General features: G+C 72.8%; 21 protein-coding genes and 1 pseudogene. 11 read left to right on the forward strand and 11 right to left on the reverse strand.

The genetic code is table 11. The features are described from left to right. Nucleotides 1–55 precede the first annotated feature (55 nt). Complete coding sequence (locus CHB98_RS07305; RefSeq protein ID WP_089304956.1) at nt 56–1,009, forward strand: HpcH/HpaI aldolase/citrate lyase family protein; 954 nt, start codon at nt 56–58, stop codon at nt 1,007–1,009. Between the two features lie 9 nt (nt 1,010–1,018). Here CHB98_RS07305 and CHB98_RS07310 read toward each other — a convergent pair whose 3' ends face one another. Continuing rightward, on the reverse strand, nt 1,019–1,390 hold the full coding sequence (locus CHB98_RS07310; protein ID WP_089304957.1) for a DUF4190 domain-containing protein: 372 nt from the start codon (nt 1,388–1,390) through the stop codon (nt 1,019–1,021). Nucleotides 1,391–1,525: 135 nt separating this feature from the next. Between CHB98_RS07310 and CHB98_RS07315 the strand changes: the two genes are divergently transcribed. After that, on the forward strand, nt 1,526–2,725 hold the full coding sequence (locus tag CHB98_RS07315; RefSeq protein WP_089304958.1) for an acyl-CoA dehydrogenase family protein: 1,200 nt from the start codon (nt 1,526–1,528) through the stop codon (nt 2,723–2,725). Between the two features lie 39 nt (nt 2,726–2,764). Here CHB98_RS07315 and CHB98_RS07320 read toward each other — a convergent pair whose 3' ends face one another. After that, the gene (locus CHB98_RS07320; protein ID WP_089304959.1) at nt 2,765–3,475 is read right to left on the reverse strand and encodes a DUF4230 domain-containing protein; all 711 of its coding nucleotides are present in this window, start codon (nt 3,473–3,475) and stop codon (nt 2,765–2,767) included. Nucleotides 3,476–3,598: 123 nt separating this feature from the next. Between CHB98_RS07320 and CHB98_RS07325 the strand changes: the two genes are divergently transcribed. The 5 genes from CHB98_RS07325 to CHB98_RS07345 all read left to right on the forward strand — a co-directional run bounded on the left by CHB98_RS07325 (nt 3,599) and on the right by CHB98_RS07345 (nt 8,955). Further along, nucleotides 3,599–4,537: a quinone oxidoreductase family protein gene (locus tag CHB98_RS07325; RefSeq protein ID WP_089304960.1), complete on the forward strand. Its 939-nt coding sequence runs from the start codon at nt 3,599–3,601 to the stop codon at nt 4,535–4,537. An 83-nt stretch (nt 4,538–4,620) separates the two neighbouring features. After that, nucleotides 4,621–4,941 carry an EthD family reductase gene (locus CHB98_RS07330; RefSeq protein ID WP_089304961.1) on the forward strand — a complete coding sequence of 107 codons (321 nt, stop codon included), beginning with the start codon at nt 4,621–4,623 and terminating at the stop codon, nt 4,939–4,941. Further along, a complete protein-coding gene (locus CHB98_RS07335; protein WP_089304962.1) occupies nt 4,938–6,482 on the forward strand; it encodes an acetolactate synthase large subunit in 1,545 nt (514 codons plus the stop codon). Before CHB98_RS07330 ends, CHB98_RS07335 begins: the two co-directional genes overlap by 4 nt. 91 nt (nt 6,483–6,573) lie before the next feature. Then, nucleotides 6,574–8,349 (forward strand): alkaline phosphatase D family protein, encoded by a 1,776-nt coding sequence (locus CHB98_RS07340; protein ID WP_218822285.1) that lies wholly within the window; start codon nt 6,574–6,576, stop codon nt 8,347–8,349. A gap of 102 nt (nt 8,350–8,451) precedes the next feature. Continuing rightward, complete coding sequence (locus tag CHB98_RS07345; protein WP_089304963.1) at nt 8,452–8,955, forward strand: OsmC family protein; 504 nt, start codon at nt 8,452–8,454, stop codon at nt 8,953–8,955. A gap of 12 nt (nt 8,956–8,967) precedes the next feature. Here the strand turns inward: CHB98_RS07345 and CHB98_RS22990 are convergent. From CHB98_RS22990 to CHB98_RS07360, 3 genes and pseudogenes are all read right to left on the reverse strand, one after another. Beyond that, a pseudogene (locus tag CHB98_RS22990) lies at nt 8,968–9,854 on the reverse strand (transglycosylase domain-containing protein). A 454-nt stretch (nt 9,855–10,308) separates the two neighbouring features. Next, on the reverse strand, nt 10,309–10,722 hold the full coding sequence (locus CHB98_RS07355) for a type II toxin-antitoxin system VapC family toxin (RefSeq protein ID WP_281251841.1): 414 nt from the start codon (nt 10,720–10,722) through the stop codon (nt 10,309–10,311). Beyond that, entirely contained in the window at nt 10,719–10,961 is a 243-nt protein-coding gene (locus tag CHB98_RS07360; RefSeq protein WP_089304964.1) for a FitA-like ribbon-helix-helix domain-containing protein, read from the reverse strand. Before CHB98_RS07360 ends, CHB98_RS07355 begins: the two co-directional genes overlap by 4 nt. 146 nt (nt 10,962–11,107) lie before the next feature. On the opposite strand from CHB98_RS07360, the gene CHB98_RS07365 reads away from it, so the two are divergent. After that, a complete protein-coding gene (locus CHB98_RS07365) occupies nt 11,108–11,401 on the forward strand; it encodes a hypothetical protein (protein WP_245820986.1) in 294 nt (97 codons plus the stop codon). Between the two features lie 288 nt (nt 11,402–11,689). Here CHB98_RS07365 and CHB98_RS07370 read toward each other — a convergent pair whose 3' ends face one another. From CHB98_RS07370 to CHB98_RS07380, 4 genes are all read right to left on the reverse strand, one after another. Beyond that, a complete protein-coding gene (locus CHB98_RS07370; RefSeq protein ID WP_089304965.1) occupies nt 11,690–12,103 on the reverse strand; it encodes a hypothetical protein in 414 nt (137 codons plus the stop codon). 31 nt (nt 12,104–12,134) lie between these two features. Next, entirely contained in the window at nt 12,135–12,470 is a 336-nt protein-coding gene (locus CHB98_RS07375) for a hypothetical protein (protein WP_089304966.1), read from the reverse strand. A 277-nt stretch (nt 12,471–12,747) separates the two neighbouring features. Continuing rightward, on the reverse strand, nt 12,748–12,912 hold the full coding sequence (locus tag CHB98_RS21480) for a hypothetical protein (RefSeq protein WP_179224287.1): 165 nt from the start codon (nt 12,910–12,912) through the stop codon (nt 12,748–12,750). Continuing rightward, complete coding sequence (locus CHB98_RS07380) at nt 12,913–13,737, reverse strand: AAA family ATPase (RefSeq protein ID WP_089304967.1); 825 nt, start codon at nt 13,735–13,737, stop codon at nt 12,913–12,915. Nucleotides 13,738–13,955: 218 nt separating this feature from the next. On the opposite strand from CHB98_RS07380, the gene CHB98_RS07385 reads away from it, so the two are divergent. Then, nucleotides 13,956–14,432 (forward strand): ATPase, T2SS/T4P/T4SS family, encoded by a 477-nt coding sequence (locus CHB98_RS07385; protein WP_245820987.1) that lies wholly within the window; start codon nt 13,956–13,958, stop codon nt 14,430–14,432. A 1,083-nt stretch (nt 14,433–15,515) separates the two neighbouring features. On the opposite strand, the gene CHB98_RS07390 is transcribed toward CHB98_RS07385, so the two are convergent. After that, entirely contained in the window at nt 15,516–16,295 is a 780-nt protein-coding gene (locus CHB98_RS07390) for a hypothetical protein (protein WP_089304968.1), read from the reverse strand. A 123-nt stretch (nt 16,296–16,418) separates the two neighbouring features. On the opposite strand from CHB98_RS07390, the gene CHB98_RS07395 reads away from it, so the two are divergent. Then, the gene (locus tag CHB98_RS07395; protein ID WP_089304969.1) at nt 16,419–16,934 is read left to right on the forward strand and encodes a hypothetical protein; all 516 of its coding nucleotides are present in this window, start codon (nt 16,419–16,421) and stop codon (nt 16,932–16,934) included. Nucleotides 16,935–17,120: 186 nt separating this feature from the next. On the opposite strand, the gene CHB98_RS07400 is transcribed toward CHB98_RS07395, so the two are convergent. Next, a complete protein-coding gene (locus CHB98_RS07400) occupies nt 17,121–17,420 on the reverse strand; it encodes a hypothetical protein (protein WP_089304970.1) in 300 nt (99 codons plus the stop codon). Nucleotides 17,421–17,682: 262 nt separating this feature from the next. On the opposite strand from CHB98_RS07400, the gene CHB98_RS07405 reads away from it, so the two are divergent. After that, nucleotides 17,683–19,179 (forward strand): helix-turn-helix domain-containing protein, encoded by a 1,497-nt coding sequence (locus CHB98_RS07405; protein WP_089304971.1) that lies wholly within the window; start codon nt 17,683–17,685, stop codon nt 19,177–19,179. Nucleotides 19,180–19,257: the final 78 nt, after the last annotated feature.

Raw genomic sequence — 19,257 nt, forward strand, 5'->3', positions numbered from 1 at the left:
CCGTCCGGAGCCCCTCGCTACCCTCCCGGGGACCCGACCCACCCCCGGAGGACCCGTGGCCGAGCTCCGATCCCGCCGTTCCAACCTGGCCGTCCCGGGCAGCAACCCCCGCTTCCTGGACAAGGCCAGGGGCCTGGACGCCGACCAGGTGTTCCTCGACCTGGAGGACGCCTGCGCGCCGCTGGCCAAGCCCGCGGCCCGCAAGAACATCGTCGCGGCGCTCACCGAGGGCGGCTGGGGGGACAAGATCCGCACCGTCCGGGTCAACGACTGGACGACGCAGTGGACCTACCAGGACGTGATCGAGGTCGTCGGCGGCGCCGGTGCGGACCTGGACTGCATCATGCTGCCGAAGGTCCAGGACGCCGGTCAGGTGCAGGCGCTGGACATGCTGCTGGCCCAGGTCGAGCGGGCGCACGGGCTGCCGGTGGGCCGGATCGGCATCGAGGCGCAGATCGAGACCGCGCAGGGCCTGGTCAACGTCAACCAGATCGCCTTCGCCAGCCCGCGGATCGAGACGATCATCTTCGGCCCGGCGGACTTCATGGCCAGCATCAACATGAAGTCGCTGGTGGTCGGCGCCCTGCACCCGGACTACCCGGGCGACCCGTTCCACTACATCCTCATGCAGATCCTCATGGCCGCCCGCGCCCGCGGCGTGCAGGCCATCGACGGCCCGTTCCTGCAGGTGCGCGACGTGGACGCCTTCCGCGAGGTGGCCCGCCGCTCGGCGATGCTGGGCTTCGACGGCAAGTGGGTGCTGCACCCCGGGCAGATCGACGCGGCCAACGAGATCTACGCGCCGTCGCAGGCCGACTACGACCACGCCGAGCTGATCCTGGACGCCTACGACTGGGCCACCTCGGAGGCCGGCGGGGCGAAGGGCTCGGCGATGCTGGGCGACGAGATGATCGACGAGGCCAGCCGCAAGATGGCGCTGGTCATCGCCGGCAAGGGCCGCGCCGCGGGCCTGTCCCGCACGTCGTCGTTCACCCCGCCCGAGGGCTGACCTCCGGAGTCACGGCGCGAAGCCGCCGGAGCCGGCCGCGACGAGGGCGAGCACGAAGACCAGGAAGGCGAGCACGGCCAGCGCGGTGCCGATGCCGCCGACGATGACCCCGGCCAGCGCCAGGCCGTCGCCCTGCTCGCCGGTCTGCCGGATCTGCCGGCGGGCGACGACGCCCAGCACCAGCCCCACCGGGCTGACGACGAACGCCATCACCAGCGCCAGGACCGCGAGGGTGTTCGTCGGCCGCGGGTGGCCGTAGCCGGGCGGGTGGCCGTGGCCCGCGGGGTAGCCGTGGCCCGGCGGCGGGCCGTAGCCGGGAGGGGGCCAGCCGTACGGGGGCGGGGTCCCGGGCTCGCCGCGGCCGGGGTCGTCCTGCGTCATCGTCGTCCTCCGTCGGTCTCGCGCACCGGTCCTGCGGACGCCGGCCACGGACGTGACCAGGGGAACACGGGGGGTGCCCGGCGGTGCCGCATACTCGCCGGTGACCCGGACACCGGAGTCCCCGAGGAGCGTGCGATGACCCGCCTGGCGCAGACCGCCGACCTGACCGACGTCCAGCAGGAGATCCTCGCGACGGTCAAGACCTTCGTCGACAAGGAGATCATCCCGCACGCCCAGGAGCTCGAGCACGCCGACGCGTACCCGACCGACATCGTCGAGGGGCTCAAGGACCTGGGCATCTTCGGGCTGACCATCCCCGAGGAGCACGGCGGCCTGGGCGAGTCGCTGCTGACCTACGCGCTGGTGGTCGAGGAGATCGCGCGCGGCTGGATGAGCGTGTCCGGCGTCATCAACACCCACTTCATCGTCGCCTACATGGTCATGCAGCACGGCACGCCGGAGCAGAAGCAGCGGCTGCTGCCGCGCATGGCCGCCGGCGAGGTGCGCGGGGCGTTCTCCATGTCCGAGCCCGGGCTGGGCTCCGACGTCGCCGGCATCCGCACCCGGGCGGTGCCGCAGGACGACGGCGGCTACGTCATCGACGGGCAGAAGATGTGGCTGACCAACGGGGCGAGCTCCACGCTGGTCGCCGCGCTGGTGCGCACTGACCTGGGCGCGCCCAAGGCGCACCAGAACCTGACCACGTTCCTCGTGGAGAAGCCGGCCGGCTTCGGCGAGGTCGTCCCGGGCCTCACCATCCCCGGGAAGATCGACAAGATGGGCTACAAGGGCGTCGACACCACCGAGCTGGTGTTCGACGGCTACCGGGCCTCCGCCGACGACGTCCTCGGCGGGACGCCGGGGCGCGGCTTCGCCCAGATGATGGACGGCGTCGAGGTCGGGCGGGTGAACGTCGCGGCCCGCGCGTGCGGCATCTCCATCCGCGCGTTCGAGCTGGCCATCGCCTACGCCCAGCAGCGGGAGACCTTCGGCAAGCCGATCGCGCAGCACCAGGCCATCGCGTTCCAGCTCGCGGAGATGGCGACCAAGGTCGAGGCCGCGCACGCGATGATGGTCAAGGCCGCGCGGCTCAAGGACGCCGGCCAGCGCAACGACGTCGAGGCCGGCATGGCCAAGCTGCTGGCCAGCGAGTACTGCGCCGAGGTGACCACGCAGTCCTTCCGCATCCACGGGGGCTACGGCTACTCCAAGGAGTACGAGATCGAGCGGCTGATGCGCGAGGCGCCGTTCCTGCTCATCGGCGAGGGCACCAGCGAGATCCAGAAGACGATCATCAGCCGCGGGCTGCTCAAGGAGTACGCGCTCAAGCGCTGAGGGCCCGGGTCCGCGAGCACGAGCACCCGGGGAGCGGCCTCAGCCGACGCCGTCGGCGGGCGCGGCGAAGGTGACCTCGACCTGCGCCACGCCGAGGGACCGCGCCAGGCCGGTGAGCATCCCGCGGGTGTTGTCCTCGGCCCGCTGCCGCAGGTCGCTGGCCGCCGCGGCCGCGGCCAGCCGCTCCTCGGCCAGCACGTGGAGCTCGCTGTCGTCGACCGGGTTGTCCCCCAGGGCGTCACCGACCCGCTCGACCAGCCCGCGGTCGCGGTCCAGCACGCGGCTCTCGGCCGGGTCGATGCGCACCTCGCCCAGCCGCGGGGCGGGCAGCTCGATGGTCGCCGACGTCCCGTCGGGGGAGAGGGTGACCCCGCCGGCGTCCAGGCCGTCGAAGTCGACGTACGCGTCCGCGCTGCCGGTGGCCAGGAAGCTCACCCGCTCGCCGCTGATCAGCGACGGCACGTACCGGGTGTCGACCTCGCGGTCGACGACGACCTGGAAGGTGCCCGTGGCGGCGTGGTACTCCGCGAGGTCCTCCAGCGCCAGCAGCAGCGGCGGGGTGCTGGCGTCGACGACGTCCTGCCCCGGCGGCTCGGGTACCCACCCGGCCACCCGGTCGGCGACCTGGAACCCGGCCGGCACCAGCAGGGCCAGGCCGATCCCCGCCGCGACCAGCCGGCGGCGGGCGCGGCGGCGGCGGCGCGGGGCCGGCTCTCCGAGGACGGGGTGGGGCGTCAGCAGCGTGGGCATGCGCGGCCTCTCGGGGTCGGCAGTCGGCGTGCGGTGCTCCCGTCGTACAGCCATCCGCGCGCCCGCGCCATTCCCGCGACGCGCCGGGAGGCGGTCGCGGCGCCCGTCGGCGAGGCTCGGGGGGTGAGAGCCGTCGGGGTGACCGCGTTCGGCGGGCCGGAGGCCCTGCAGGTCGTCGACGTCCCGCCCGAGCCGCTGGGCCGGGGTCAGGTGCGCGTGCGGGTCACCGCGGCCGCGGTGAGCCCCACCGACACGCACCTGCGCGAGGGCGCCTACGCCGGCCGGGACCCGGTGCAGCAGTTCCCGTACGTGCCCGGGATGGACGCCGCCGGGGTGCTCGCCGAGGTCGGCCCGGACACCGACACCGACCTGCGGCCGGGCGACCGGGTCATGGCGGTCGTGGTGCCCTCCGGCGCGCACGGCGCCTACCGGGAGGACCTGGTGCTGCCCGCCGGTTCGGTGGTCCGGTCCCCGGAGGGCAGCACCGACGCCGAGGCCTCGACGCTGCCGATGAACGGGCTCACCGCGCGCCTGGCGCTGGACCTCATGGGCCTGCGGCCGGGCCAGGTGCTGGCGGTGACCGGCGCGGCCGGGGCGTTCGGCGGTTACGCCGTCCAGCTGGGGCGGGCCGACGGGCTCACCGTGGTCGCCGACGCCTCCGCGGACGACGAGCAGCTGGTGCGCGACCTGGGCGCCGACGTCGTCGTCCGGCGGGGGGACGACGTCGCCGCGCGGATCCGGGAGGCGTTCCCCGACGGCGTCGACGGGCTGGCCGACGGCGCCGTCCAGGACGCGCTGGTGCTCCCGGCCGTGCGGGACGGCGGGGCGGTGGCCACCGTGCGCGGCTACCGGGGCGACGGGTCCGGCCGGGTCACGGTGCACCCCACGCTGGTGCGGCGGGTCGCGCAGGACCGGGCCGCGCTGGACCGGCTGCGCGAGCAGGCCGAGCAGGGCGTGCTCACCCTCCGGGTGGCCCGCACGCTGCCCGCCGAGGACGCCGCCGAGGCGCACCGGCTGCTCGCCCGCGGCGGAGTCCGCGGGCGCCTGGTGCTCACCTTCTGAGGTCGCGGGGGCGGCCCCGCACCTGCCAGGGTGGGGGTGTGCCGGGCGGCAGGGCCCGGCGGAGCGCGCGGAGGTCGGAGCAGATGGTGCACAGGCTCGTCGTCAGCTACGGGCAGCCCGACGACCCGGCTGCGTTCGACGCGCACTACCGCGACACGCACGCCCCGCTGGCCACGCGGATGCCCGGCCTCGTCCGGTACACCGTCGGCGCCCCGCAGGCGCTGGACCCCGCCCAGCCCACGCCGTACCTGGTGGCCGAGCTCGACTTCGACTCGGAGCAGGCGATGGGCGCGGCGTTCGCCTCGGAGGAGGGCCGGGCCGCGGCCGGCGACGTCGCCACCTTCGCCACCGGCGGCGCGACCATGACGCACTACGAGGTGACCGAGGTCCCGGTCTCCCGGTGAACGGCGCCCAGGCACTCATCCGGACCCTCGTCGACGCGGGCGTCGACGTCTGCTTCGCCAACCCCGGCACGTCGGAGATGCACTTCGTCGCCGCGCTGGACGACGTCCCGGAGATGCGCGGCGTCCTCACCCTGTTCGAGGGCGTGGCCACCGGCGCCGCCGACGGGTACGCGCGGATGGCCGGGCGGCCGGCGGCCACCCTGCTGCACCTGGGCCCGGGGCTGGCCAACGGCCTGGCCAACCTGCACAACGCCCGGCGGGGCCGCGCGCCGGTGGTCAACGTCGTCGGCGACCACGCCCGCTCGCACAAGCGGCTGGACGCCCCGCTGGAGTCCGACCTCGACGCGCTGGCCGGGGCGGTGTCGGGCTGGCTGCGCCGCTCGCTGTCCCCGGCCGACGTCGCCGCCGACGCGGCCGAGGCGGTCGCGGAGTCCGCCCGGGTCGGCATCGCCACGCTGGTGCTGCCCGCCGACGTCTCCTGGGAGGACGGCGCTGAGCCGGCCGACCCGACGCCGGTGCGCCCCGCGCCCCGGGTGGCGCCGCCGGTGGTCGACGACGTGGCCGCGGTTCTGGGCTCCGGTGAGCCCGCGGTGCTGTTCCTCGGCGGCGACGTCGTCGGCAGCGAGGACGCGCTGCTGGCCGCCGGCCGGATCGCCGCGGCCACCGGCGCCCGGCTCATGGCCGAGACGTTCTCCGCCCGCACCGTGCGCGGCGCCGGCCTGCCCGACCTGCCGAAGCTGCCCTACCCGCCGGAGATGGCGATCGCCGCCCTGGCCGGCACCCGCCACCTGGTGCTGGCCGGGGCCACCTCGCCGGTGCACTTCTTCGGCTACCCGGGCGTGCCCGGCACCCCGGTGCCGGAGGACTGCACCGTGCACGTCTTGGCCGTGCCCGGCGAGGACGGCGCCGCCGCGGTGCGGGCGCTGGCCGAGGCCGTCGCCGCGGACGCCGAGCCGCAGCTGCTGGAGGCGTCCCGGCCCGAGCCGCCGGACGGCGCGCTCACCCCGCGCGCGGTGTCCGCGGTGGTCGGGGCGCTGCTGCCCGAGCGGGCGGTCGTCGTCGACGAGGCGCTCACCTCCGGCGTGGGCCTGGCCGAGCTGACCGCCGGCGCCCCGCGGCACGACTGGCTGTCGCTGACCGGCGGGGCGATCGGCGACGGCCTGCCCATGGCCGTCGGCGCCGCGGTGGCCTGCCCGGACCGGCCGGTGCTCGCGCTGCAGGCCGACGGCAGCGCGATGTACACCCTGCAGGCGCTGTGGACGATGGCCCGCGAGCAGCTCGACGTCACCGTGCTGCTGTACGACAACGGCTCCTACGCGATCCTGCAGCACGAGCTGTCGCGGGTCGGCGCGGCCGAGGACGGCAAGCGCGCCGGCGAGCTGCTGCACCTGGGCACCCCGTCGCTGGACTTCGTCGCGCTGGCCACCGGCATGGGCGTGCCCGCGACGCGGGCCACGACCGCCGGGGAGCTGGCCGACCAGCTGCGGGCGGCGCTGGCCGCGCCCGGCCCGCACCTGGTGCAGGCGGTCCTGCGCGGCTGACCCGCGGGGGTGCGGCCTCGTCGCCCGCGGGTCGCCGGGTGTCCACCGGGGCACCCGCCGCGCGTCGCCCCGACCCGTCACCGTCTCCGCCATGACGACTCCGCGCGAGGTGTCCCGCCGGTCCGTGCTCCAGGGCGCCGGGGCGGCCGCGGCCCTGCTGGCCGTCGGCGGCCTGTCCCCGGAGGCCGCCCGGGCGGCCGTCGCCGAGACCGCCCGCGCGGGGGTGTTCGGCTTCGGCGTGGCCAGCGGCGACCCGACCGGCACGTCGGTGCTGCTGTGGACCCGGGTCACCCCGGACCCCGCCGCCGTCCCCGGCAGCGGGCTCGGCGCGCCGACCAGGGTCCGGTGGGAGGTCGCCGCCGACGAGGGCTTCCGGCACGTGCTGCGCCGCGGGACGGTGCGCAGCGACCCGGCGCGCGACCACACCGTCGAGGTGGTCGTCGACCGGCTGGACCCCTACACCCGCTACCACCACCGCTTCTCGGCGCTGGGCCGGACCTCGCCGGTGGGCCGCACGCAGACCTCGCCCGACGAGCCGGGCACTCCGCACGCGCTGCGGCTGGCCTTCGTCTCCTGCAGCAACTACACCGGCGGCTGGTTCACCGCCTACCGCGGCCTGGCCGCCCGTGACGACCTCGACCTGGTGCTGCACCTGGGCGACTACGTCTACGAGTACGGCAACGGCGAGGACCGCTACGGCCCCGACGCGCTGGCCGGCACCCGGGACCACCAGCCGCCGGCGGAGATGGTCAGCCTGGCCGACTACCGGGTGCGGCACGCGCTGTACGAGGCCGATCCCGACCTGCAGGCCGCGCACGCCGGGCACCCGTGGGTCACGATCTTCGACGACCACGAGATCACCAACGACGCGTACGACACCGGCGCGGAGATCCACGAGCCCGCCGACGACCCGGACACCGCCTACACCGGCCCGATGGAGCCGCCCGGCGTGCTGCCCGAGGGTGACTTCCCGGCCCGCCGCGAGCGGGCCTCCCGGGCCTACCTGGAGTGGATGCCGATCCGCGAGCCCGGCGCACTCGGCGAGCACCCGCACCGCGGCACCCAGTTCTTCCGGCGGTTCCGGTTCGGCGACCCGGCCGCGCTGTCCGTCGTCGACACCCGGCAGAACCGCAGCCGGCAGGTGCCCGCGACCGCCGGCGGCACGCTGAACCCGGCGCTGGCCGACCCGGCGCGGGTGCTGCCCGAGCCCGAGCAGCTGGACTGGCTGGTCGACGGGGTCACCGGCGGCGGCACCGCGTGGCACCTGATCGGCAACCAGACGGTGTTCACCCGCGTCTACGCCGTCCCCCGCGCCGGGGTGCTGCCCGGCCAGGTGTCCAACACCGACCAGTGGGACGGCTGCCAGGACGACCAGGGCCGGCTGCTGGCCGCGATGGCCGCCTCCGGGGACACCGACCCGGTGGTGCTCACCGGCGACATCCACTCCTCCTGGGCCAACGACCTGCCCACCGACCCCGACGGCCACCGGGTCGACGGCCGCTCCTCGGTCGGCGTCGAGTCCCTCTGCCCGTCGGTCACCAGCGACGGCTTCACGGAGGTGCTGGGCAGCGCCGCGGCCGCGCAGACCGCGACGGCGGCGTTCCAGACCGCCAACCCGTGGGTGCGCTACCTCGAGGGGCATCGGCCACGGCTTCGCCGTCATCGACGTGGCGCCCGACCGGGTGCAGACCGACTTCTGGTTCATCCGCAGCGGCGGGGACGAGGGCCTGGTGGTCGACCCGCGGCTGGACCCGCAGGCCACGGTCGGCCACGAGAGCTCCTGGCAGTCGGTCAAGGGCAGCCGCCGGGTCAGCGGGCCGGTCGCCGAGCTCGGACCGCGCTCGGACGAGCCGCGCCGGGCCGGTGACCACCGCGGCCGGGGCCGCCGGGAGGGCCGCTGAGGCACCACCTGGCGGGTGCCGCCCGCACCGGCCAGCATGGGGGTCTCGACGACGCGGGGGAGGCCCGGGTGGACGCCACACAGCTGCGGGAACTGCAGGCACCGGTCAAGCAGCGCTACCGCGACGACCCGGCGTCGGCGTGCGCGACGATGCACGCCGAGGCCGCCTTCGCCGACCCGGGCATCACCGCCACCGTGCAGACCTGGGCCGGGCCGACCCGGGCCGGCCTGCACCCCTCCACCGGCGGGGACGGCGCCGACGCCTGCTCCGGCGACATGCTGCTGCAGGCGCTGCTCGGCTGCGCCGGGGTGACGATGCGCAGCGTGGCCACCGCCATGGGCGTGGAGATCCGCGCGGCCCGGCTGACCGCCCGCGGCGAGATGGACGCCCGCGGCACCCTCGGCGTCTCCAAGGAGACCCCGGTCGGCCTCGGCTCCATCGCCGTGGACGCCGAACTGGACACCGACGCCGACGACGCCACCCTCACCCGGCTGGGCCAGCTCACCGAGCGGTACTGCGTGGTCGCCCAGACCCTGGCGCACCCCCCGACGATCACCGTCCGCCGCGCCTGAGCCCGCCGGCGGTCAGGGACCGTCCACGCGGTCCCGCGCCGGCACCTGGCCGCTCAACACCGGGTCCGCCGGCGGGAACGGCACCACCGGCCCGGCCGTGAGGACCGGCGCCATGGCGTCGTGCCAGATGGTGGCGCCCCTGTCCCCGCCGCCGCCGGGGACCTCCCGGTTCCGCTTGGGGTCGAACACCATGACGCTGGCGGAGTAGGCGGGCGTGAAGCCGGCGAAGGCGACGGAGAACCCGCCCTGCGAGGTCCCGGTCTTGCCGGCGATCTGGTGGCCGGGGACGTGGGCCGCCGCGCCGGTCCGCGTGAGGTCCGGGCCCGGCTCGGCGGCGTCAACGCTGAACCAGCGCCGCGCCGCGGACTGGATGCCGTGGGCGCCGTTGCCGAAGTACACGGTGTTGAGGTAGCGGGTGAGGATCTCCTGCTTGGGGACGGTCCGTTCAGGGCGAGCGCCAGCCGGGCCTCCCGCAGCTTGCGGTCGACGCTGCGCTCGGTGGCCGACGTGCGCTGCCCGGTGGTCTCGGCGCCCTGCAGCAGGCTCTGCTTGACCAGCTGCTGGGTCAGCGTCGAGCCGCCCTGCTCGACCGAGCCCGCGGCGACGTTGATGACCAGCGCGCGCAGGGTGCCCTGCACGTCCAGGCCGTTGTGCTTGAAGAACCGCTCGTCCTCGACCGCGACCACGGCCTGCTCCACGACGTCGGCGACCCGGTCGGCGCCCACCGGCACCCGGTCGTCGGTGTGGAAGGTGGTGAGCAGCGAGCCGTCGGCGGCCAGCACCCGGGTGTTGCCCGGTGGGGCCGCGGTCAGCTCGGCGGGCAGCGCGTTGGCCGGCGGGACGGAGGCGTGCGCCAGCAGGCCCGCGCCGCCCACCCAGGGCAGCACGAAGCAGGCCACCAGGACCCCGGCGACGAGGACCGCCGGGACCAGCCGCCGGAGGGCCGCCGGCCGCGGCTGCGCATCTGACCACACCGGCCGGAAGCTAGGCGGGCGGTCCGGACGCGGGGTGGCCACCGGGTTGCGGACCCGGGAACGGCTGGAGCGACTCCACCCGGCGCGGCGGGGCGGCCCCGCAGGGTGCCCAGCCGGTCACCTCGCGGCGGCGTCGCCTTTTCGGGTGCAGTGCCGGACGGCGGTGCCGTCGTCCAGGCAGGGCCGGACCACGCCGCGCGGCCGCCACGGGAGGGAGGCGCCGGGATGGGCATGAGCGTCACGACCGACGTGGCCGCCCCTCGGCGTCCGGCGGGCGCTGTCCCGGGCCGACGGCTGCTGGGCCGACCCGACGCCGGGTGACACCTGACCGGGTGCCGCGACACCGACCCCTGACCGACCACGGACCCTGCGGCGCTGGTCACCGCCCGGTGAGGGCCTCCACCGGACTGAGCACCGGGCACCGCGGACCTGCGGCGCGGCGCAGTCGGTCATCCGTGGTGACCAGGGGTGCGTCGAGGGCCTCGGCCAGCGCGACGTACCAGGCGTCGTAGACGGTCACGTCGTCGCGGAGTTCCCACACCCGGTCCAGGAAGGGCTCGAACGGGTAGTGCCGGGCGCGCAGGCGCGACGCGTGGACGGCCGCCGCCCGGGCGTCGCCGACACTGAGCAGGCGGCGGGAGGTCATGGCCCTCAGCGCGGAGGTGATCTCCGCCCCCGCCACCGCGGGCAGGTGCAGCCACGACTCCTCGGCGACGAGCCGGCGGGCGCGGTCACCGACGGCTCCACCGACGGCCATCGCGTCGGTCACGACGGACGCGTCCAGGACCCTCACCGGTCGTCGCGATCGGCGCGGACGAACCCGGTCGAGGACTCGGCGCTGAAGCCCTGACCGCCGGTGCGACCGAACTGCCGCCGCACCTCCGCGACCACCTCGGCCGGGGTCCGCGCGCGGGCACCCTCGACCAGTTCGGCGAGGAGGAACTCCTGCAGGCTCATGCCGGCCTCGGCGGCCCGTCGCCGGTAGGTCCGGTGGACGTCCTCGGGGACGTCCCGGATCTGGATCGTCGGCATGCATGCACCGTAGCGCTGCCCGCGCGACTCTGCCTCCGCCAGCGTGCCGCTCCGTGTGTGCGGGATCGGGTTGGCGCCGCCCCGCGGGCGGCCGGGTCCGCCTACCGTCCGTCGTCGTCCTGACCGACCGTGACGAGTGGGGTGCCGTGCCGACTGCGACCAGTGCGCTGGAGGTCGTCGACGGCGAGGTGCGCGAGCTGATCCGCCGGCGCGGGCTGGACCCGTTCACCGACCCGGGTCCGGTGCGGCTGCTGGTGCGCGACGTGGTGGCCGACTACTCCGAGCGGTCGCTGACCTCCGCGCTGCCGGCGATCGCCGACCCGGAGTCGGTGGTCCGCGACGTGCTGGACCGGGTGGCCGGGTTCGGGCCGCTGCAGCGGTGGCTGGACGACCCGGAGGTCGAGGAGATCTGGGCCTACTACCGGCTGTGCCACGGGTGAGCCGTCTCGGTCGCGCGATCTAGCTAGGCCGGGAGAGTTGACAAGCTGCCGCATAGTCGGCGACCACGGACAGGAAAGATGGTGATGCGGACACGGGTGCCCTCCGGCGCTTGGGTGACTTCAGACATCTCCCAAGCACCACAGGACCCGTACCCGCCCACATCTTCTGAGCTCAACGCGCTGCAACACGACTTTGCAGCAGCTCCACACGGTGGAAGACCCTTCCTACGTACGAAGCGCTAACCGTCGCGAAGACACGCGTAGGCCCTGTTGAGCGTTTCGTGTGCTTCAGCTGGCCTCGAGCATGGCGTTCGTCTCAAACAATGTTGCCCAGTAGCTGCCAGTGTGCGCCGAGAGCGCCATCTCCAGCATGCTGTTGGTCACATCCATGTGGTCCATGCCCTCGTACTTGACGCAGTATCCCACCCCGAACTCCGGGTTCCCGAGATACTCTCCGGGAAGCGTCACCCACTCACCATGAAAGGCTTGCACCATTCCCTCGCCCAAGAACTGCTGATAGTCGCGCCGGATCGTCTCGGGGATGGAGGAGCCGTCGCCGAACCGTCGCAGGAAGTGCGACTCAACCGCCCGCAGTGATTGCTGCGACCACGGATCGTCGGCGTCAACGCCGGGGATCTTGTTGCCCAGCTCGGGAGAATCTACCAGCGTTCTTGCCTGCCTCCGCCATTCTGTCAAGTCCACAATCGACCCTCCGTCTGATGTACCAGTACTTCTACCACCCCATGCCCTTGGGGATGAGCACCCAGACCTTGCCAGCCTTGACACACTTGAGACTTCCGCTGTTCGGCATGATGCGCCGAATGTTTTCGCATCCAGCCTTAGTCAAGGCGATCCTGATGACCAGATGCCAGATCATAGGGCGCGCGACGTCTGCCGAGTCGCTCGTCTGCTGCGCCGACGGCGTAACGTCCGCCGACGCCACCCGCACGTCTCCGCTACTGGTTGCAGCCGACAAAGCCGGCACGGCGCCGAGCGCCAGTCCGAATGTCAAGAGGGTTGCGATGAGGCGCTTGCGCGGCTTCTGGTCGTTCATCTCTGGATTCGCCATGTTCTATCCTCAACGCTCGGGGATCTGTGGCGGTGTCTGCAGAGCCGCACGGGTGCGGGGTGAACCCTTGACCACGCCGTTTGACCGTTGCCTGACGGAATGTATCGGGGATCTTGGCTTCTCGCTAGCCCTGACGTGTTGCTTGTCGGTCGATGAGACATCGGGATGCGGCTCGGGGTGCTGCAGGGTCGCGACCAAGTCTGGAAGAGGCGGCTTGACCTGCCAGGATGAACGGTGATCATGTCGCTGTGATGCTGGCCTGGGCGCTGCCAGCGCGCTAGCCGGCCCGGCGTTGGGCGTCGACGATGTTGGCGTGTCCGTCCAACCGGTGCAGGTCGAGCGTGGTGTTGCGCAGCACGGCCATGACCGCCGGTGCCTGTGCCGGTGCCGGTGCGGATGCGCGTGGCTCTTCACCCTGTGTGACGTCGTAGACGCGGAGCACTCATTTCCCGATGTCCCAACGGCCTGGATCCAGGTGGCTAGGCGCTCCGGGTCGGCCTGGCGGGGTGCTGGCGTCGGCAGGCCTTCCCTGCTCCTCGGTCAGGTGGCGCAGGTAGGCCTGGGGTTCGGCGAGGAAGTGCTGCCAGTCGGCGACGAGTTCCAAGGCGTCCCAGGTCGTCTCGCGCATCCCCCACAGGCCCACCTCGAGAAGAGTGGCGCCGGGGAGGGCTGCGAGTAGTGGCGAGTGAGTCGCGAGGAGCACCTGAGCACCGCCGGCGACGAGATCGGACAACAGCGCGATCAGCGATAACGTGCCGGTGAACGACAGCGCCGCGTCCGGTTCGTCGAGCAGGTACAGCCCTCGAGGCGAGGCGCGGTGGCCGAGCAGGCTGAGGAAGGCCTCACCGTGGGACAGTTCGTGGAACCGCGGCTCCTGCCTGCGTGCGGAGGGGTTGCTGTTGGCCTCGAGGTAGCTATAGAGGCCGTGCAGCGTCTCGTCCCGCAGGAAGTAGGCCCAGCGACTGGCACCCGGACTGCGCTCGACGATCAGGTGCAGCGATCCGGGTTCACTGCAGCGGGTGGCGTGGCGAGCGCCGACCGAGCCGCCCTCCGCATTGAGCCCCAAGGCCGCCGCCAGTACTTCTAGCACCGTCGACTTCCCCGAGCCGTTCTCGCCGACCAGCACGGTCACCCCTGGTCCGAGCGTGAGACCTTCACGGGTCAGCTGGGCGACTGCAGGCACGGAGAGTGGCCAGCCGTCTCCCGGGGGCGGCGCGCCCGGATCCTGCCTAAAGCGACGCACTGGCCGACGGTCCACGACGGTCATCTTGCCTCGCGACCACCAACGGCCTCGCCGAGTACGCGGAGTTACGCATGGTGCCTGCCGGTGGCGCTGTTGTCCTTGCCGGCGATGACCTCCGTGACGGCCGGGTGACACCTGACCGGGTGCCGGTCGTCCACAGATCGGGTTGGCGCCGCCCCGCGGGCGGCCGGGTCCGCCTACCGTCCGTCGTCGTCCTGACCGACCGTGACGAGTGGGGTGCCGTGCCGACTGCGACCAGTGCGCTGGAGGTCGTCGACGGCGAGGTGCGCGAGCTGATCCGCCGGCGCGGGCTGGACCCGTTCACCGACCCGGGTCCGGTGCGGCTGCTGGTACGCGACGTGGTGGCCGACTACTCCGAGCGGTCGCTGACCTCCGCGCTGCCGGCGATCGCCGACCCGGAGTCGGTGGTCCGCGACGTGCTGGACCGGGTGGCCGGGTTCGGGCCGCTGCAGCGGTGGCTGGACGACCCGGAGGTAGAGGAGATCTGGGTCAACGAGCCCGGCCGGGTGTTCGTCGCCCGCCGAGGCCGCTCGGAGCTGACGACGACGATCCTGGCGCCCGGCGAGCTGGCCGACCTGGTGGAGCGGATGCTGCGCACGTCGGGTCGACGCATCGACATGTCGACGCCGTTCGTCGACGCGACCATGCCCGACGGGTCGCGGCTGCACGTGGTCATCCCGGACATCATTGACCGGTGAGCCGCTGACCTGCCCAGATCACCCGAACTAGCGCTCTGAGCTGCGTTTATGGGTGAGGAAGGCGATTGGCTCGTGATGGTGGCATACGGGCGTCTTGCGGACTATCTGCGGACTCTGTGCGGACTGCGAGGTGGGCGCCCGGCGGTACGTGCCGTTGCTAGGGACTGGCCGGCCCGCCGGACCCACGCGGGCCGTATATCTCTGGCGCCTCCGCCTTCTCCCGACGCCGGCTGCTGGCAAGGGCGCAGGAACAGCGGTGACGCTGGCGAGGTGGCGAGCCCTGTGGATAAGTGCAGCGGCCCAGGAGCTGGTCTGCTTGGCTGGACGGGCTGGTCGGGTGTGATCCACCCCTGCGGGCGGCCTCCTCATGGCGTAGGAGACCCGTGCCGTCAGGGGCTAAGGAGCCCGGCCAGCCTTTGGCGGTCTCCGCGGCGGCTTGCTGTGGACCCCGATACCGGCCGCCAGCGGCCACTCCGACCGGTGTGCGCAAGGTGGCGCCCGCTCCTCCCCGGCGGAGGATCTCCGGCTGCACCGGCCGCCGGAAGGGCGCTGCGCGTCCCTGCGGGATGGGCCTGCGGCCCACCCTTCCCCCGCCCGGTGCAGCCGGAGGAGAGCCGGTTATGGGGAAGCGAGGGAGGCCCTCGGCCGGCCACGCCAACCGGCCCGGCCGACATGCCACGGCCGCAGGCGGAGAGCCTTCCGGCGCGGCAGCAGCGGCGCTCTGGCTGCTGGCGCGCTGCCTTGGCTTGCCGCGCGACCCGTCGACCGACCCCCGTCCCCCGGTGTGGCTGTCGCCGGCGATCTCGGGCTGGGGCTGGTCTACAAGGCCCGGCCTCAGCCCTGGGTCACCGAGGATTGCTACTGCGTCTTGTCGACAATGGCGGCCGAACCGCCGTCGCGCTCAAGCAGCTCCGCGGCGTTGCGCTCCAAGGCGGTGCCCGGGACGCCGGCCAACGCCGCAGTGCCGCCCCAGGGGCAGGTCGTCAAGCATGGTGCTGGCCGACTGCACCGAGGCGTCGCACCGGTCAGGGACGGCGACCACTCCATGGCCCGCCGGGCCGTTGTCGGGTGTGCTGGTGGCGGTCACGGCTGCCCGTCCTCGGTGCCGGTCGACGCCGCCGGCTCGTGTCGCAGCTGGGGGACCAGCTCCTCTCGCTGGCGGCGCGCGTCGGCTCGCTGCCGGTCCCGCTCGGCGCCGTCGTACACGGCCACCTGCTGGACCCGGTCCGAGCGGGTAGCGGCCTTGAGGGTCCGGTCGATGGAATCGAGGGACGTGGCGGCGTTGTGCAGGGTCTTCTCGGTGATCCACACGCGCTGGCGAAAGACGTCCCAGTCCAAGACCGCCCGGGTGGTGTGGGTGGTGCCCAGCGAGTCGGTGTAGGTCACGGTGAGGTTGTAGCGGTCGGGCAGGCCGAGGAGCTCGCGCTGGGTGGCGAGGTCCCAGAAGGTGCGCCACTCCTGCCCGGGTGCCAAGAAGGGCATCGCGGTGGGCAGGGCGACCTCCTCGGCGTCGCCCTCCCAGTCAGCGCGCATCAGGGGCGGTGAGGAGCTGACGGTGACGTCGCTGGCGCCGGTGGTGCCGAAGTTCTTCACGACGATGTCGCTCGCCTGCGGGTCGACCGGGTTGGGCACGGCGTAGATGACGACGTAGGGCTGGGCCTGCTCGCGGCGCAGCGTGCGGGCCTCCTCGAGCTGGTCGCGCACGCCCTGCACCTGGCCTCTGGCGTAGCGGGCGGCGACGACGGCGATCATGACGGTGGCCACGGCCGCGACGGCGGCCACCGCCGCGCCGACGGCCGAGACCACATCGGCCCACGACGGGTCGCTGGCGGCCACGGCGGCGCTGACGGTGGCTTCCCCCATGCCGGCGACGCTAGGGCAGCGGTCCGACATCGACCCGCTGATGGCGTCCTCTATCCGCGGGTCGCCAGCGATGGTCGGCAGTCGGTCACGGGTCGCTTATAGCTGCGTGCCACGATGCATGCCGTGGTCGATCCGTTTGTCTTCGGTCCGTCGGCCACCAGCGCATCAGCGGCGATCGCTTCTCTGCTCTACAGCATCCGGCGCAACCGTCGAAGCGACGCCGCGGCGGAGTCGCTCGACGAGCATGGTCTCCTCGAGCCGCATGTGGCTTTCCAGCAAGCAGCAGTCTCCGTGCTGTACCGGCTCACATACCTGTCGGCGACGGGCCTGCCGCCGTCACGGCTGGGGATCTTGTGGACGTGGCCCGCATCGTATCGAATGACACGGAATTGCCCGTCAGCAATCGAGTCCTTGCAGCTCACCTTCTCCGCCGCGGCAATAACTGGTCGAGCGGATCTACTCGACCTTTCGGCCGCCGTTTTTGAAGACATCGGGAGAAGCCTCGGCAGCTTTACTAGGCGCGGCTCCGGCAAGGAGGTCTGCAGCGCCCACATGCGCGAGGCGTACCAAAAGCTCGGAGAGTACACCGCGACGTTGCGCGAGCGGATTGCACCGCAGACTGGCGCGGCGTTGGAGTGATACAACACAACGTCCCTTTATGTTGTATCTACCGGAAGCCGCGTGAAGCGGGTCTTCAGTGTTCTTGCCCGCGCCAACTGGTGCACGGGTTGCATGCCCCGGGTTCGAGACCTCGGGCCCCAGGCGACGGGGCCGCGCTACATACACGTCCCTACGTCATCCCGGCGCTGGCGCCTACCGTCCGAGTCAGGCCGCTTCGTCCCATCGCGGGTCGTCCGGCTCGTCCGTGGACGGTCCCGGTTCGTCGGTGTCATCGGTGTCGGATTCCGCGACGTGCGGCGGGTGCCGGCGGCACCAGGTAGCCCGGATGTGGATGGAGAGGGTCAGGACCGCAGCGGCCAGTCCCAGCGTTGTCGTGATTGCGACTAGCAGCGCCCGCCACAACGGTAGCTGCCCATCCGCGGTCTCCAGGGCATGCAGGGTGAAGGCGTAGACAATCCCGCCGAACAGAACCCCTGCCAAGCTGCCGACCGCGACCCAGCGCACGGCCCGAGCGATTCGACGTCCCCAACCGATCATGACGGGGCCCCCTTGGGGTGGAGCGCCGCCAGACGGAGGCGCGGAAGCCGACTATAGGCAGCAGTTGGTTCAGGCGGCAACCCTGGGACGTCGACCGGAGCGAGGCGTCAAAAATCGATCTATGCAACGGCTGCAAGGCGCAAGAAACTTGCTTGGGAGGTGGTCTTGTGCTTTGGGCAGCGGCTCGCTTACCGTCCAGGAGGCAGTGGCGATCACCTGAGGAGGAGCCATGGCTCAGTGGAACAACCCGTCCAGCGCGCAGCCCGGCGGAGAGCAGGAGCAGCCGCGCAACAGGTTGGACGCCGCGATCGGCGCGGACATGCAGGCCCGGAACGTGACTCTGGCGGGCCTGGCGCGGGAGGTCGGCGTCAGCCCGGCTACCCTGCGGAACTGGCGGCAGGGTGGTGGGTGGGACTTCCACGCTCTGAAGAGGATCGCCATCCTCCTGGGGCGCGCCCCGGAGGAGTACTACGTGCTGGCCGGCCTGATGGACTCGGTCTCGGACGTCAAGTTGCTGGACAGCCGAGAGCGGGTCGCGCTCCTGGAGCGTGACATCGAGGAACTCAGCGAACTGGTGGCCGAAGCGAGGATCGGCCTGCCCGAGAAGCAGTTCCGGGACAGCCCCGGGGCTGAGCTCATCGCCAGGCTGGTGTCCGCGGTCCGGGATGAGCCGGCGGACAACGGCAAGCCCCTCGCGCGGCGGGCGCAGGTCATCCAGCTGTTCCGTGGCGTCGAGCGTCCCCTACTGCACAGCGACCTGGTGGTCGTTCCCGGGCAGGACGACATGTCCGGCGTGGAGGACGAGGCGCGGCGGCTGGAGATCCGCGAGAAGAACAAGGCGCGGCTGCTGGCGATGAAGATCGATCCCGGAACGACCCTGCAGGGAACGACCTTCGGTGCGGCCCTCGACTTCGCAGGCGCCTTCATCGAGGACGGCACCGACTTCCTCGAGGACCTAACTGAGGAGTTCGGTCTGGCGCCCCACGACCTCCTCATCATCGTTCCCCGGCTCCTGGCCGGGAAGACCCCGGCAGCCGGCGAGCGCAGCAGCGCAGCGGGCCCCATCGTGGTCACCTCGCTGGCCTGGGGTGGCGCGGCGGACGTGGCCGCCCTGCAGGCCGAGGACAGCGGTCTCGGGTACATCGGGATCGGCCGCCACGTGCGCATGCACCGCACCGACTCGCACGGTGACACGCCCTACGGCGGGTTCACGGTCGACCCGACCAAGGCCGGCGCCATCGCGTACGAGGACCTGGCACGCAAGAAGTCCAGGCTGCTGGCCCTGAACCCGCGCACTGCCCGGAAGAACTACTGCATCGCCCTGGACGAGCCCACGGCCGCCCTCGCGGCCCTCCAGGAACACGCCAGTCTGCCGGAGACGGACAAGCCCGGCGGGGCCCTGGCCATGATCGTCATGAGCGACATCCGACTCAAGTGGACCGCCAAGCGCCGGCACCTCGGACGGTCCGACGCGACAGGCGAGCTCGACACCCAGGCCGTCGACGAGGACTTCCAGCAGCTGCGTCGACTCCAGGACGACCTCCGTGCGGCCGTCGAGCAACTGGGCGACCGCCCCACGCGGGTGTTCACGCTCAAGGACCGCGTCGACTACGACAACGTCCGCGAGGCGACCGTGGACCCCGACTTCGACTCGTTCGTCGAGGTCGCCGCGGAGATCGGTGCCTGGATCAAGCAGACGACGGGCAATGTGGGCCCCTCCGCGTGACGGGGCCCGAGGGGAGGTCTGGTTCCGTGCGCCAGGCCCCCCTCAGACACCGGTTTCCTGGCCACATGGGTTCACACC

Source organism: Geodermatophilus pulveris (genome assembly GCF_900188375.1).
Classification (GTDB): domain Bacteria; phylum Actinomycetota; class Actinomycetes; order Mycobacteriales; family Geodermatophilaceae; genus Geodermatophilus; species Geodermatophilus pulveris.

Coding starts and splice junctions, on each gene's coding strand:
- CHB98_RS07320 (WP_089304959.1), bottom strand. CDS start 3,475: ATGCCCACGCTGCTGACGCCCCACCCCGTCCTCGGAGAGCCGGCCCCG.
- CHB98_RS07380 (WP_089304967.1), bottom strand. CDS start 13,737: ATGACCGTCGTGGACCGTCGGCCAGTGCGTCGCTTTAGGCAGGATCCG.
- CHB98_RS07390 (WP_089304968.1), bottom strand. CDS start 16,295: ATGGGGGAAGCCACCGTCAGCGCCGCCGTGGCCGCCAGCGACCCGTCG.
- CHB98_RS07360 (WP_089304964.1), bottom strand. CDS start 10,961: ATGCCGACGATCCAGATCCGGGACGTCCCCGAGGACGTCCACCGGACC.
- CHB98_RS07405 (WP_089304971.1), top strand. CDS start 17,683: ATGGCTCAGTGGAACAACCCGTCCAGCGCGCAGCCCGGCGGAGAGCAG.
- CHB98_RS07315 (WP_089304958.1), top strand. CDS start 1,526: ATGACCCGCCTGGCGCAGACCGCCGACCTGACCGACGTCCAGCAGGAG.
- CHB98_RS07340 (WP_218822285.1), top strand. CDS start 6,574: ATGACGACTCCGCGCGAGGTGTCCCGCCGGTCCGTGCTCCAGGGCGCC.
- CHB98_RS07310 (WP_089304957.1), bottom strand. CDS start 1,390: ATGACGCAGGACGACCCCGGCCGCGGCGAGCCCGGGACCCCGCCCCCG.
- CHB98_RS07375 (WP_089304966.1), bottom strand. CDS start 12,470: ATGGCGAATCCAGAGATGAACGACCAGAAGCCGCGCAAGCGCCTCATC.
- CHB98_RS07330 (WP_089304961.1), top strand. CDS start 4,621: ATGGTGCACAGGCTCGTCGTCAGCTACGGGCAGCCCGACGACCCGGCT.